Below are 12,639 nucleotides of genomic sequence, written 5' to 3'. Positions count from 1 at the left end.
CCAACGGGACGTATCCCGAAATGAAACAGGTGTCCAATAATTGCGTCATTGCATTTAAAGGTTTTTAGAGTGAATTTTCCCGAGTTTTCAAAATAAAATTTCATTTTTTGAAAAATATTTTTTGCGTAAGAAAATTATAAAACCGAAAAGGACACTTATAGGATTTCAGTGATTTTATTGGCTCATTCAAAAATTTCAATCGAAATCGACCAAAACGGAAAAAAAACAGAGCGAGAAATCGAAATCTCAGAAAACGAAACATATGCGGGTTTGCTGAAGAAATTGGGAATCAACGAGGAAACCGTTTTGGTATTTAACAACAAAAAGCCGGTGCCGTATGATGATGTCATCGACGGCGGAAAAATTCAAATTTTAAAAGTCGTATTCGACCAATAAGGATAAGAGAAAAATGATGTCAGCGCTCGTCTTTGTTTTAATATACTTTTTTATTGTGTTCGCCGTCTTTGTCGGCGCAGCCTTGCTTTTAATTAAAGCGGTCAATGACCGGCAAAAGGATCAGGAAGAAAAGAAATATAAAAATATAAAAAAGTAAAAATAATAAAAGTGAAAATAACAAATTTGTTAAAAATAAAAAACAAATTAAAAACAAAAAACAATATGAGGAACGAAAATGTTAACCACCACCCAAGATAATTTTTCAAATTACGAAGTCGAGGAAATTGTCGGCATCGCACGCGGAAACACCGTCCGTGCTCGCCACCTCGGAAAAGACATTATGGCCGGATTTAGAAACATAGTCGGCGGCGAAATTTACGAATACACAAAAATGTTGGCCGAAGCCCGCGAACAATCTTATGACCGAATGATTGAGGATGCGAAAGCCATGGGTGCCGACGCGATTGTTTGCTTCCGGTTCCAGACCACCACCATTCAAAACGCCAGCGAGGTTTTGTGTTACGGAACGGCCGTGAAATTGAAAAATTATGACGGTGGGCACCCTTGATAAACACTCTTTTGACAAAAAGAGTGTGATATGGAGTGCGACTTTTCGGGTCGATCAAAAATGACAATGACAGATACGAAAGAAAAACTTGTTTTCATTTACGCCATGGATGGCGGTGCGCTGAACAAAATCACCTATTTTTTCAAGCAGGGCATTTCGCCGTCCAAAATTGAATGCCCGCTGTACGGACTCACGCACAGCGCTTCCGGGATGAAGCCGGAGGTTTTAGACTTTATGAAGCGGTTCGGTGTCCCGTATGAGATTTTGTACCAAGATGAATTTGTCCGAAAGTATGAGGGGTTTGAAATTTTCGGGAAATTCAAGATGGCGGACGCGGGCTTTCCGGCGGTTTATATTATTGTCGGCGATGAGCGCGACGAGCGCGGCATTTATGAATTGGTTCGCCCGAAATATTTCCAAAAATGCGAAAGCCTTTCCTGCTTTGGAAAAGTGTTGAAGCGAAAATACGCCCAATTCCATGAACTCGGACCCGATGAATTCCAAGCCCAAAATAATAAAGCGGCACCGGAAATCGAAGCGGATGAAGAAAGCGAGAAGAAGCAAAAGATTGAAAAAGCGCACGAAAAAATCATGGAAATGGAAAAACGAATGGAAGAAGACTAATAGATCGGACGGATAAAATTGCCCAAAAAAGAAAAGGCGGAAAATAAAAAAGCTGAGAATAAAAAGGCGGAAAATAAAATAGTTGCTGATGCCGCCGACAATTCTTTTTTGAGGCTCGGCTCTGAATTTTACCGGCAAGATGTGCTCACCGTTGCCCCAAGCCTTCTTGGAAAAATTCTCGCCCGAAAACTTCCGGACGGAACTGTTTTGCGGTACAGGATTTTAGAAACCGAAGCCTACCGTGGCATGGAGGACACGGCTTGCCATGCCAAAGCCGGAAAAACCAAACGGACGGCAGTCATGTTTAGCGACGGCGGCCACGCCTACATTTATTTGTGTTACGGCATTCACCACTTGCTCAACATTGTCACCGGTGGACAAGAAAACCCACAAGCGGCACTTATTCGAAGCGTGGAAGGTTTTGACGGCCCCGCCAAACTCACAAAAGCCATGAACATCACAAAAGCACTCAATGAAATCGATTTGACAAAATCGGACGAATTGTGGATTGAAGATGACGGCTGCCGCCCGGAATTTATCACGACAAAGCGGATTGGAATCAATTACGCGACCGAGCCTTACAGAAGCATTGAGTGGCGGTTTGTTGTCCAAAGTGAAACAAAAATATGAAACGGTTTGCCTGTGCGCAGCCGGAAAAATTTTTGGATTTTCTTTAAAACCCGTGGTTTGAGTTATTAAGGATGTGTCCGTTTTTCAATGCTCCCTTTTTTGAAATGGAAAAAACATTTTAATGCCTGCTTTTTTGAAAATGTCAAGAAATCCACCCGAAAATTCGAGATGCTTTGCATCTCGAATTTCTCGGAAGAATTATTGTGAAGAGATGCGTGGATGGAAACAGAATTCAGCGAGCTTAAAACCATCAACAGTTGCAGCAAAACTAAAAAAGAAAACAGTTACCGCAAAACGAAAGGAGTAACGAGTAAATAGAATGCAGCCACATTAAAATCCGAAATAGGCCCGAAGATTTATATTTTGTTGAAAAAAAGCCGCCTTCGCGTTTTTGTTGAAATTTTTTAAAATTGGCTGCCATAACGCGCGCGCATGTTGCCGTAAAAAATCAAAATCAAAATCAAAATTAAAATTAAAATTAAAATAAAAAAAGGATCGGATAATTTAAATTATCCGATTGAATCCGTTTTTTTGAGAAACGGTTGTGTTATGTCGTGTAATCCGCATTGATTCGGACATAATCGTATGTCAAATCGCAGCCCCACGCCGTCGCAAATTCAGGACCCGCGCCCAAATCCATTTGAATGAAAATGGTTTTGGCCGACATGATTTTCTTTAAATCGTCGAGAACGGCAGGATTCTTTTCAATGATTTCTCCGTTTTTAACCAAGTCGGCGGTTCCCGTGCCATCCGAAATGGTGAGCGAAATTTTTGTTTGGTCAAAATCAGCACCGGAATAGCCGGCGGCGGCGACAATACGTCCCCAGTTCGGGTCGTTTCCAAAAATCGCGGTCTTCACCAAAGGCGAGCGGACAATGGATTTGGCGGCCAATTTCGCGTCTTCCTTTGTTTTGGCGCCGATGACAGTTGATTCCACCAATTTGGTCGCGCCTTCTCCGTCTTTGGCAATCATTTTCGCAAGGTCGATTAAAACAAACTCCAACGCTTCTTGGAATTCGCGAAGCGCCTTGTCATCCAAAATCCGGACGCCGGATTTTCCGGTGGCGGTGAGGAGGCACATATCGTTTGTACTGGTGTCGCCGTCGACCACAATCATGTTAAAACTCTTGTTGACGGCGTCGGTTAAACATTTTTGAATTTGAACAGATGAAACCGCAGCGTCTGTGTAGACAAATCCAAGCATGGTCCCCATGTTCGGCTCAATCATGCCCGAGCCTTTCGCAATCCCGCCAATCCGATAAGTTCCACTGCTTGCCGTCACTTCAATCGCAGAAACTTTGGGAACCAAATCGGTTGTCATAATCGCACGCATGGCCCCGATGCTTCCGTCTTCTTTTTCATTGACGGATGATAGCACAGGGTCAATGTGTGATGAAATCCAATTCATGTCCATTTTCCGGCCGATAACACCGGTGGAGGCGACCGCGATGAATTTGTCGTCAACTTTAATTTTGTCGGCCAACATTTTAGTCATCATTTTCGCATCAATCAGGCCCTGTTCTCCGGTGTACGCATTCGCGTTTCCGCTGTTGGCGATGACAGCCGATAAGAATCCGCCATTTGTTTTTAATTTGTCTTGGGTGATAATTAAGGGCGCCGCAATCACTTTATTACGAGTGAACACGCCGGCCGCAGGACCTTCCGCTAAAATAATCGCAAGACCCTTTTTCCCATCCTTTAAACCAAAGGCCGAAACACCGGATACGGCGGTAATTCCGCCTTCAATTTTTCGAATCATTTCTTTTTCCTCTTTTATGTTTGAATTTATAAAAAAATTATAAAATTTAAATTCCCCTTGTCTCAAAACTTGATTTGTCTCAAACTCAATTTCAATTACGGCAACCCCGGAATCCAAAGCCCTTCCGTTTCCGAAAGCCCGAACAGAATATTCATGTTCTGAATCGCTTGTCCGGCGGCGCCTTTCACCAAATTGTCAATAGCGGACACGATGACGATCCGTTTGGTTTTGGAATCAGCTTCCAGACCAATATGGCAGAAGTTGGAGCCTCGAATTGCCAAGAGGGACGGGACGCCATCCACAATTCGGACAAACGGTTTATCCTTGTAGAAATCCACGTAAATCTTTTTAACTTCTTCCGTTGTGTATTTTTTTGCCGTGAACACGTGCGCGGTCGTTAAAATTCCGCGAGATGCGGGAATAACATGCGGCGTAAAACTAATGTTGTCAAATCCGGGCTGGAGGCGGGAGATTTCCTGCCGCATTTCCGCGGTGTGGCGGTGCGCCGTCATTTTGTACGGGATGATATTTTCCGTCAAATTCGGATAGTGAGAGGTGGCAGATGGCGTATTTCCGGCACCGGTCACGCCGGATTTGGAGTCAAAAATCACATTCTCCAAAACACCAAATTTCGCAAGCGGTGCCACTGCCAAGGTTGCCCCGGTCGGAAAACATCCAGGATTTGCGATCAATCGGATATTTTTTATTTTTTCGGCTTCCTTTAAAACATCATGCACTTCCGGAATTGCATAAACGGCCTCCCGGGGGTCTTTATGTTTCATGCCGTAGATTTTTTCAAATTCAGCTGTCTTGAGGCGGTAGTCGGCGCTCAGATCGATAATTTTACAGGTACTGCCGTTTAGCAATTCCGGAACAAAATCCATAGACGCTCCGTGCGGAACCGCCAAAAAAATAACATCACACATCTTTTTTAACTCATTGTTGTCGATGTTTTCAAAAGTTAAATCCGGATAAAATCCATCCAAATTGATGTGAACCGATCCGATTTTTTTGCCGGCCAAGTTCCGAGACGTCGCTGCCACAACTTTGACATGCGAATGCATGGCCAAGAGCCGCAACAATTCTTCTCCGGCATATCCGGACGCGCCGACTATTCCTGCTTTAATCATCATTGATTTTCCTAAAAGTTTTATTTTGATTTTCTGATAATATGATTGTATTTTGATAATTCTGTATTTTAGTTGCTTGATTCTGATTTTATAATATTACTTAATGACACAGCAAGTTATTTTGATTATTTGAAGACTCTGATGCTTGTTTTGATTATTTGATGATTCAGATAATTTTTTTTCAATAAAAGTGAAAAAAGAAATATTGGATATATAAAACTGTCCTTGAATTTTTTTGCAAAAAAATCAGGACGCTTTTGGAATTTTAGGCGAAAAACAAAAAATAGAAAAAAAGAATGGAAAAAAAGAATGGAAAAAAAGAATGGAAAAAAAGGAGTGAAATTATAGATGAATGGAAAAATGAATAAAATGAAATAAAAGTCGGAAAAGTAATTAATCTTTAAAAACATGATGAACTTTATCGTTTTTTATATTTTATCGGAGATTTTACAATGAAAACAATTTATTTGGCCGGTCCTCTTTTTTCGGAGGCGGAGCGTGAATTTAACAAAAAACTTGCCGCGGAATTGAAAAATTTGGGTTTTGCCGTTTTTCTTCCCCAGGAAGATGCGGAAGATGACAGCGTGCAGCGCCACAATCAAAATCAGTCCGGCATTTTCCAAAGCTGTTTTTCCGGCCTTGAAAAATCCGATTTGATCGTCGCGATTTTGGAAGGCGCCGACATAGATTCCGGAACGGCTTGGGAACTTGGGTACGCCTATGCCGCGAAAAAACCGATAATCGGGCTTCGTACGGATTTTCGGATTCACACGCCGAATGAAAAAGTGAATTTGATGATTCAGGAAACGTTGGACGAATTTGTTTTAAATTTGAGGGATTTGATGACGGTTTTGAAAGAATATGTTTAAAAAAGCAATGATTGATATTGAAAAGTACAAAAATCAATTTTAAAAATGCTCGATTAATGCCATTTTTACACCGTTTGGATCAACGATGAAAGACATTTTTCCAACTTGCGTCAGCACGGGATCCATAAGAACATGCACACCTTTTGCGCGCATCTTTTTTAAAGTTTCGTCCAGATTTTCAACATCCATGCCGATAGAATAAAAACCTGCGTCGAACTGTGGATTCTCAATAAGCTCAAACATTGTCTCGCAAGGACCTTGCATAAGAGTTATTCGGCCGGCATCGCCAAGGACGTATTCACTGTGTATGCTAAAACCCATAATGTCTTTGTAAAACTTTACAGTTTCGCCCATGTTTTTTACGATAGATGTAACATAGCTGATTTTCATGATTTTGCCCTCTTTTTACTGCATATTGTATGAGCAACTTGTCCGAATGATTTTGTGTCAAATTAAATGCGCATCAAAATTCATTTCTTTTTTTCTTTTTTTCTTTTTCCAAAATCTTTCTTACAACTCTCGCTTTTTTCAAAACCGCTGCCTCCGCCGCCTCATCCACTTTTTGCCGCATTTCTTCAAAATCCGGCGGCGTGTTTTCACCGATTGCTTTTTTAAGCGGCGTATAAGGGGCTTCCCGGAAAAGCGGCAAAAAATCCGTTTCTTGTCCATCTTTTATGAGAAACGCGCCGGGTTGCATGCTTGCGTGCATGCCCGGTCGATCGTCCGGCTTTTGAGCGTCCGCTTTTTCCACCCGGCCGACCACGAACATCTCGCTTCCCGCATCGTTTGCGGCACAAATGACGGCGTCCACAATTTCGGGCGGACAAATCACCAAAAGCGAATCGATGGAAACGCCGCGAAAATCAATACAGAGGGAATCCAACATCTCCAAAACAACGGCGTCCACACATTTTTGCAGCGCAGCGTCGTCAAAAATAAGCCGGACACCGGCTTCTTTTGAGATTTCATGCGCGTCCCCGCGAATGCCGCCATTGGTTACGTCTGTCATCACATGAATTTGCGCGTTCAGCCCCCGGTCCAGAAGAGATTGGCAAACCGATAAAAAGTCTGTGTTTAACGTTTTGTCAATGACGGTCGCCGCGTTTTCATACCCGGAATAAATTGCGGTGGTCACAATCGTTCCGCCACCGGCACCTTTTGTCATCAAAATCAAATCCCCGGGCGCTGCTTTTTTTCGGGCGGTGAGATTTTTTTCTCCTGAAATTAAAACCGCGGCGGCGCCAACGCATCCGGTCATCCGACCTCCAATCACCATGTCGCCGCCGATTCGAAGCGTACTTCCGGTGATGAGCGGAATTTTTGTCAATTCCGAGACTGCGGAAATTCCGGCCAAGTGGTCAAAAATCATGGCAACATCGCCGTCATCCGCCACATGAATGTCGGAAAGCATCGCCAACGGCTTTGCTCCCATCACATAAATATCCCGCAGCGCAGCCCGAGCGACGTGAAAGCCGGCCAAAAATGGAAACGCGCTCAATCGGGAATGCATGCCGTCCACCGTCAAAACCAAAAATGGATTGGAAAGCGGATTGGAAAGCGGACTGGAAAGTGGAAAAGAAACAACCCCGGAATCATCCAAATTGGAAGCATCCAAGACAGCCTCCGTTTTTCCGATGACTTCCCCGATTTTTCCATGAACGTAAAAATCTCCGATTCCACGGGAACCGACACCGAAGTTTCCGACGGAAACGTCTGCTTTTTGAAACGTTAAGATATCTTCTTTAAAATTCAAGGTGAAGTTTGTTTCTTCTAAGACGGCAGCCGCAATTTTTTTCGCATCGTTTTCCGAAATGTCTTTGATTTCCAATATCCGTTTTTTGAGTTCAGACTCGGCATCAGCCTTGTTTTTTAAAATCAATTGTTTCGCGTATCCTTCCAAATCCATATGTTTCTCTCTTTTGGTTTTGCTTATGATTGCTTTTACTTGATTGCTTTTACTTGATTGCTTTTACTTGATTGCTTTTACTTGATTGCTTTTATTTTCTACAGATCTAACTCGGTTTTTGCTTTATTATCCTGTTGTTTCACAAAATGAATAAAAATGATGAAAGATAAAAATGAATAAAAATGGATGATTTTTAGTCCAAACTCTGAAAATTAAATATATAATAATCAATTTAATTTTACTTTATATTCATGCAGGTGGATTTGACTGTTTTTTACATGTTTTGTCCCAATACATTTATATATTCATAATGATTATGGAGATTTGTTTCGTCACGACGAAATAATTTAAACAAACAAAAAATAATGTCTGGCAACAAAAATTATATGTTCTTATGAAAACCCTCTCATTCATATGATTTTTCAGAATCGGCATTGGAATTTGTTTCTTTAAAAAATAAAAAGTAACCCGATTTAAGTAGACTTAAGCGGCTTAAAAAACCGCGGACACCCCAAAAAATGAAAAACGTAGTTTTTCCATTCAATCCATAATAAAAAAACGAAATCAATCAAACAAACTGAAAAGCAAATCAAAATAAATTGAAAATTAAGTTCCGATTTTTCGGTCTTAATTTTCAATTATTTTCCAATAATTCAATCATCCTTTCACTGAGGTTGGAATTTTTCAAGTGAAATCAAATAATTATTCAATAAATTCAAAAAATTAATTTTAAAAAAATTAATTCAAAAAATTAAATTCTCTCATTTCAAAATTTTAAATTTATTTGTGATAAATTTAAAATCGATCGCCCCAATGTTGGCGGCGGACTTTAAATTATTCATTTCAATCCCCCTCTTCATTAAATTAAATCATTAAATTAAAAAATGTAATTGTAACGAAAATAATAACGGAGTCAAAAATAATGGATCAAACTCTAAAAGATGTGAAACCGGGCTGTACCTGTGAAGTGGTCAGCATCGATTGCAGTAACGTTTTGAAAAACCGTTTGCTTTGTATGGGTGTCACCCCCGGAACCTGCGTGGAAGTCGTCAAATGCGCGCCCCTTGGAGACCCGATTGAACTTCGCATTCGCCATTACAACTTATCCATCCGAAAAAGCGAGGCATCCGGCATTCATGTGAACAACGTTCAAAAATGTCAAATTCCCACGGGAAGTACAACCACCGAACGCGATATTCAAAGGAGCGTTTCTTAAATGGCCGGCAAATACACAATTGCGCTGGCCGGAAACCCAAACAGTGGAAAAACAACACTTTTTAACCGGCTCACCGGTTCCAACCAAAAAGTCGGAAACTGGCCCGGAGTGACGATTGAGAAAAAGATTGGAACCTATGTCAAACCCGGCAAAGGCGAAAGCAAAGAACAGGTTGACGTTGTCGACTTGCCCGGCATCTATTCTTTAACTCCATATTCCGCGGAAGAAATCATTACCCGGAATTTCATTGTGGAGCAAAATCCCGATCTTGTGATTAACATCATTGACGCGACCAACTTGGAACGCGGTCTTTATTTGACCTTCCAGCTCAAAAAACTCGGCTGTCCGGTCATCATTGCTCTGAACATGATGGATGAAGTGGAGCAAAACGGAACCCTCATTGATTATGAAAAATTACATCAAATGGTCGGTTTTCCGGTTGTTCCGATTTCCGCAATTGAAGGAAACAGTCTTTCCGCGAAAATGGCAAAATTAATGGGATCTCACACGTCCGAAGCCGCAAAAGGCGGCATTCCCAAATTGATCCAAAAAAGCAATGAAATTTTGGACAACAGTTACAAGAACCTTCCCGGATACGACCCTTCCAAATCCTCTTTCTCCTTTGATAAAACAAAATTCGAATTATCTCAGCTCAAAGACGCGGATGAGATCGATTTTGATGAACACTCCTCGGAAGTCTACGCGCAAATTACGGATATTGTCGCCAAGACCACAAAACAAGGAGAACGGCAAGTTCAAGCCGACCGGTCGAAGAAAATCGACAAATTTTTGACCAACAAATGGATTGGTATCCCGCTTTTCCTCATTATTATGTATATTGTTTTCCAATTATCTTTCGGCGCCGTCGGCAGTCTCTTCTCCGACTGGATTGACGTCTTCTTAAACGAAACCCTGGCCGGTTTTGTGGAAGAGTGGTTCACTTCCGCAGGTGCGGCCGATTGGATGTTGGACCTGGTGATTAACGGTATTATTGCCGGAGTCGGCGGAGTTTTGACATTCATTCCGCAGATTGTGATTTTATTCGTCTTTTTAACCTTAATGGAAGACACCGGATACATGGCCCGTGTAGCTTTTATCATGGACCGTCTTTTCCGCAAAATCGGCTTGTCCGGTAAGAGTTTCATTCCGATGGTGATGGGATTTGGTTGCGGTGTTCCGGGTGTCATGGCGGCTCGAACGCTGGATAATGAAATGGACCGAAAAACCACCATTGTGATTACACCTTTCATGTCTTGCGGCGCGCGTTTACCGATTTACGGCTTGTTCATCGGCGCGTTCTTCTCGGCCCACGCCGGTTGGATCATGCTGTTCATTTACGTTCTTGGAATTGTCGTTGCCGTTTTCTCGGCCTGGCTTTTGAAGAAAACAATCTTTAGAGGACCGATGTCTCCCTTCATTATGGAACTTCCGCCCTACAGGATGCCGGATTTGTACACTTACTTTAAACACATCTGGGAAAAAGCACGCGGATTCATTATCCGTGCCGGAACAATTATCTTTGCCATGTCGATTGTGATTTGGTTCTGTCAAGGGTACAACTTCGCCTTCCAAGCCGTAGAAGATCCGGCCGAAAGTATTTTCGGAATGATCGGCTCTGTAATTGCCCCGATTTTCGGCCCGCTCGGGTTTGGAGATTGGCGTGCGGCAGACGCTCTCTTAACAGGATTTGTCGCAAAAGAAGCGGTTGTATCCGTGATTGAAATCTTGTATACACCGGCGGAATTTTTGGCGATGTTCACCCCGGTAATTGCGCTCTCATTCATGGTTTTCTGTCTTTTGTACCTCCCCTGTTTGGTGGCATTTGTCACCATTAAGCGGGAGCTCAACAGCTGGAAACTGGGACTCTTTGCCGCGGCTTACCAGACCGTGATTGCTTATGTGGTCGCGTTTATTGTGTACCGGATCGCATTGGTTGTTTGGCCGTACCTGTCTGTGTATTTTGCCTGACCGTCAAGTTCGCAAAGCAACATAAAAAGTAAAAAATTCGCCTGAAAGAAAAAATCGAAAAAGAACAAAAAGAACAAAGGATACAACTTTTCAAAGAAACAAAATCTTGCAAAGAAATAAAATTTTGTTCTTTTCGATTTTTCAAATTAAAAAATCAAATACCAAATAAAAAGGTGAAATAAATGGATATTTCCTCCCTCTTACCGCAACTTCTTGTTTACGGAATGATTGCCTTTGCGGTTTTGGTCATTCTTTATAAATTGCGGGGAATGCTTCAAGGTAAAACCTCCTGCAGCAGTTGCTCTTCATCGGGATGTTGTACCAAATCCCAAGTGATGGGGTCTTCCGGATGTTGTTCACCGCCAAAAAAGTCGGACAAGAACAAAGAAAAAATAGAACCGGCCGCAGGGAATTTAAATGAAATTTGTTCATGTTCACAAAATAAAAAAAATAACTAAAATAAAGAAAAAACAAAAAATAAAGAAAAAAATAAAGTAAACAAATCCATAAAATCAACATCATTCCCAATGATTCAACGGATCGCCGTCTTTTTTTCAGACTCCTTTGAAAGGTTGACACGACATCCTTTCAAATTTTTCAAACGGAAATCCGACTGCAAGCAGCTATTTTTTTGTACCGGTCCGTTTCCCTCAAAATTTGTCACCGCAAATTAAACGATACCGGTTCAAATCAATACATCTGAAAAGCAGCATTCATAAAGGGGAAAGCCGGAGTTCTTTCCAACTCCACCTCAAAAAAACCCGGACTTTCCCCTTATCCCTTATTCCTTATTCCTTATCCCTTATCTGTTTTGATATTTTACATCTTTTCTTTGAACTTATTTTTTTGAATTTTTTTAAGAGCAGCGATGCGTTTTTGAAAAAAATTAAATAATAAAATCAGTCGTTTTTTTTCATTTTTTAAACCTGCCCTTTGGATATTTCGCCAGCGACAGCCGGCATCAAAATACATCAGCGGCTTTTTGTTAAAAAAAATCGAACGCATCGGAATGAAAAAGAAAAAAAAGAAAAAAAAGATTTATTTTGGTTTTGTTTTAGTTTTGCTCAGCCTTTGTTTTCGTTGTCCGGACTTTGTTTTAATTTTTGCACCGGATACACAAGGTGTTCTTACAGCCTTCGTTATCCACTTTCCATTTATGGCCCCAGTTTTTTAATATCTGGATGACTTCGACTAATTCTTTTCCGCTATCAGTCAGCGCGTATTCGCATTTGACCGGAAAAGACGTCGAGTCCACCTTTTTTTCGATTAACCCTTCCATTTCCATCTCTTTAAGCCGCATGGATAGAATTTTGGGAGTGATGTCACACAATTGTCCTTTGAGTTCATTGAACCTTTTGTTGCACATGTCTCCCTTATAAAGTTCATGAAGAATGCAAAGCGTCCATTTTTTTCCGACAAGGTCCGTAACTTTGTAAATTGTACAGTCTTTCATAAGTATCCGCTCAGATACTATCTATTATTTAAATAAATATCTTCCTACTATCAAGTATCAAAAAGATATTGCTTCTTTGAAAGTGATCTTTTTGTAAATGGATAAAACAAAAATAACCTG

Annotated in this window: 14 protein-coding genes; 9 read left to right on the top strand and 5 right to left on the bottom strand. The window is 41.3% G+C overall.

The features are described 5' to 3' along the window. Positions 1–177: 177 nt before the first annotated feature. The 5 genes from MsAm2_RS03310 to MsAm2_RS03290 all read left to right on the top strand — a co-directional run bounded on the left by MsAm2_RS03310 (position 178) and on the right by MsAm2_RS03290 (position 2,218). Positions 178–396, top strand: coding sequence for a ubiquitin family protein (locus tag MsAm2_RS03310; RefSeq protein ID WP_338098376.1), 219 nt, complete (start codon positions 178–180; stop codon positions 394–396). Between the two features lie 13 nt (positions 397–409). Next, positions 410–553, top strand: a complete 144-nt coding sequence (locus MsAm2_RS03305) for a hypothetical protein (RefSeq protein ID WP_338098375.1) — start codon at positions 410–412, stop codon at positions 551–553. Between the two features lie 78 nt (positions 554–631). Then, positions 632–964: a YbjQ family protein gene (locus MsAm2_RS03300; RefSeq protein ID WP_338098374.1), complete on the top strand. Its 333-nt coding sequence runs from the start codon at positions 632–634 to the stop codon at positions 962–964. A 60-nt stretch (positions 965–1,024) separates the two neighbouring features. Further along, positions 1,025–1,588 (top strand): hypothetical protein, encoded by a 564-nt coding sequence (locus tag MsAm2_RS03295; RefSeq protein ID WP_338098373.1) that lies wholly within the window; start codon positions 1,025–1,027, stop codon positions 1,586–1,588. An 18-nt stretch (positions 1,589–1,606) separates the two neighbouring features. Then, positions 1,607–2,218: a DNA-3-methyladenine glycosylase gene (locus tag MsAm2_RS03290; RefSeq protein WP_338098372.1), complete on the top strand. Its 612-nt coding sequence runs from the start codon at positions 1,607–1,609 to the stop codon at positions 2,216–2,218. A 547-nt stretch (positions 2,219–2,765) separates the two neighbouring features. On the opposite strand, the gene argJ is transcribed toward MsAm2_RS03290, so the two are convergent. Both argJ and argC read right to left on the bottom strand, forming a co-directional pair. Beyond that, positions 2,766–3,974 carry a bifunctional ornithine acetyltransferase/N-acetylglutamate synthase gene (gene argJ, locus MsAm2_RS03285; RefSeq protein ID WP_338098503.1) on the bottom strand — a complete coding sequence of 403 codons (1,209 nt, stop codon included), beginning with the start codon at positions 3,972–3,974 and terminating at the stop codon, positions 2,766–2,768. Positions 3,975–4,072: 98 nt separating this feature from the next. Continuing rightward, positions 4,073–5,107, bottom strand: a complete 1,035-nt coding sequence (argC, locus tag MsAm2_RS03280; protein WP_338098501.1) for an N-acetyl-gamma-glutamyl-phosphate reductase — start codon at positions 5,105–5,107, stop codon at positions 4,073–4,075. A 452-nt stretch (positions 5,108–5,559) separates the two neighbouring features. Here argC and MsAm2_RS03275 point away from each other — a divergent pair, with 452 nt between their 5' ends. Further along, positions 5,560–5,976 (top strand): nucleoside 2-deoxyribosyltransferase, encoded by a 417-nt coding sequence (locus MsAm2_RS03275; RefSeq protein WP_338098371.1) that lies wholly within the window; start codon positions 5,560–5,562, stop codon positions 5,974–5,976. A 39-nt stretch (positions 5,977–6,015) separates the two neighbouring features. Here MsAm2_RS03275 and MsAm2_RS03270 read toward each other — a convergent pair whose 3' ends face one another. Further along, a complete protein-coding gene (locus MsAm2_RS03270; RefSeq protein ID WP_338098370.1) occupies positions 6,016–6,366 on the bottom strand; it encodes a VOC family protein in 351 nt (116 codons plus the stop codon). Positions 6,367–6,439: 73 nt separating this feature from the next. Continuing rightward, complete coding sequence (locus MsAm2_RS03265; protein WP_338098369.1) at positions 6,440–7,882, bottom strand: AIR synthase-related protein; 1,443 nt, start codon at positions 7,880–7,882, stop codon at positions 6,440–6,442. A 922-nt stretch (positions 7,883–8,804) separates the two neighbouring features. On the opposite strand from MsAm2_RS03265, the gene MsAm2_RS03260 reads away from it, so the two are divergent. The 3 genes from MsAm2_RS03260 to MsAm2_RS03250 all read left to right on the top strand — a co-directional run bounded on the left by MsAm2_RS03260 (position 8,805) and on the right by MsAm2_RS03250 (position 11,524). Further along, positions 8,805–9,098 carry a FeoA family protein gene (locus MsAm2_RS03260; protein ID WP_338098368.1) on the top strand — a complete coding sequence of 98 codons (294 nt, stop codon included), beginning with the start codon at positions 8,805–8,807 and terminating at the stop codon, positions 9,096–9,098. Continuing rightward, on the top strand, positions 9,099–11,066 hold the full coding sequence (gene feoB, locus MsAm2_RS03255; protein WP_338098367.1) for a ferrous iron transport protein B: 1,968 nt from the start codon (positions 9,099–9,101) through the stop codon (positions 11,064–11,066). A 182-nt stretch (positions 11,067–11,248) separates the two neighbouring features. Further along, positions 11,249–11,524, top strand: coding sequence for a hypothetical protein (locus MsAm2_RS03250; protein WP_338098366.1), 276 nt, complete (start codon positions 11,249–11,251; stop codon positions 11,522–11,524). 638 nt (positions 11,525–12,162) lie between these two features. On the opposite strand, the gene MsAm2_RS03245 is transcribed toward MsAm2_RS03250, so the two are convergent. Beyond that, complete coding sequence (locus MsAm2_RS03245; protein WP_338098365.1) at positions 12,163–12,519, bottom strand: winged helix-turn-helix transcriptional regulator; 357 nt, start codon at positions 12,517–12,519, stop codon at positions 12,163–12,165. Between the last annotated feature and the right edge of the window lie 120 nt (positions 12,520–12,639).

Source organism: Methanolapillus ohkumae, from assembly GCF_032594355.1.
In the GTDB taxonomy this organism is placed as follows: Archaea; Halobacteriota; Methanosarcinia; order Methanosarcinales; family Methanosarcinaceae; genus Methanolapillus; species Methanolapillus ohkumae.
This window is presented reverse-complemented; position numbering and strand designations above follow the sequence as displayed.

Coding starts and splice junctions, on each gene's coding strand:
- MsAm2_RS03305 (WP_338098375.1), top strand. CDS start 410: ATGATGTCAGCGCTCGTCTTTGTTTTAATATACTTTTTTATTGTGTTC.
- MsAm2_RS03300 (WP_338098374.1), top strand. CDS start 632: ATGTTAACCACCACCCAAGATAATTTTTCAAATTACGAAGTCGAGGAA.
- MsAm2_RS03295 (WP_338098373.1), top strand. CDS start 1,025: ATGACAATGACAGATACGAAAGAAAAACTTGTTTTCATTTACGCCATG.
- argC (WP_338098501.1), bottom strand. CDS start 5,107: ATGATTAAAGCAGGAATAGTCGGCGCGTCCGGATATGCCGGAGAAGAA.
- MsAm2_RS03275 (WP_338098371.1), top strand. CDS start 5,560: ATGAAAACAATTTATTTGGCCGGTCCTCTTTTTTCGGAGGCGGAGCGT.
- MsAm2_RS03270 (WP_338098370.1), bottom strand. CDS start 6,366: ATGAAAATCAGCTATGTTACATCTATCGTAAAAAACATGGGCGAAACT.
- MsAm2_RS03265 (WP_338098369.1), bottom strand. CDS start 7,882: ATGGATTTGGAAGGATACGCGAAACAATTGATTTTAAAAAACAAGGCT.
- MsAm2_RS03260 (WP_338098368.1), top strand. CDS start 8,805: ATGGATCAAACTCTAAAAGATGTGAAACCGGGCTGTACCTGTGAAGTG.
- feoB (WP_338098367.1), top strand. CDS start 9,099: ATGGCCGGCAAATACACAATTGCGCTGGCCGGAAACCCAAACAGTGGA.
- MsAm2_RS03250 (WP_338098366.1), top strand. CDS start 11,249: ATGGATATTTCCTCCCTCTTACCGCAACTTCTTGTTTACGGAATGATT.
- MsAm2_RS03245 (WP_338098365.1), bottom strand. CDS start 12,519: ATGAAAGACTGTACAATTTACAAAGTTACGGACCTTGTCGGAAAAAAA.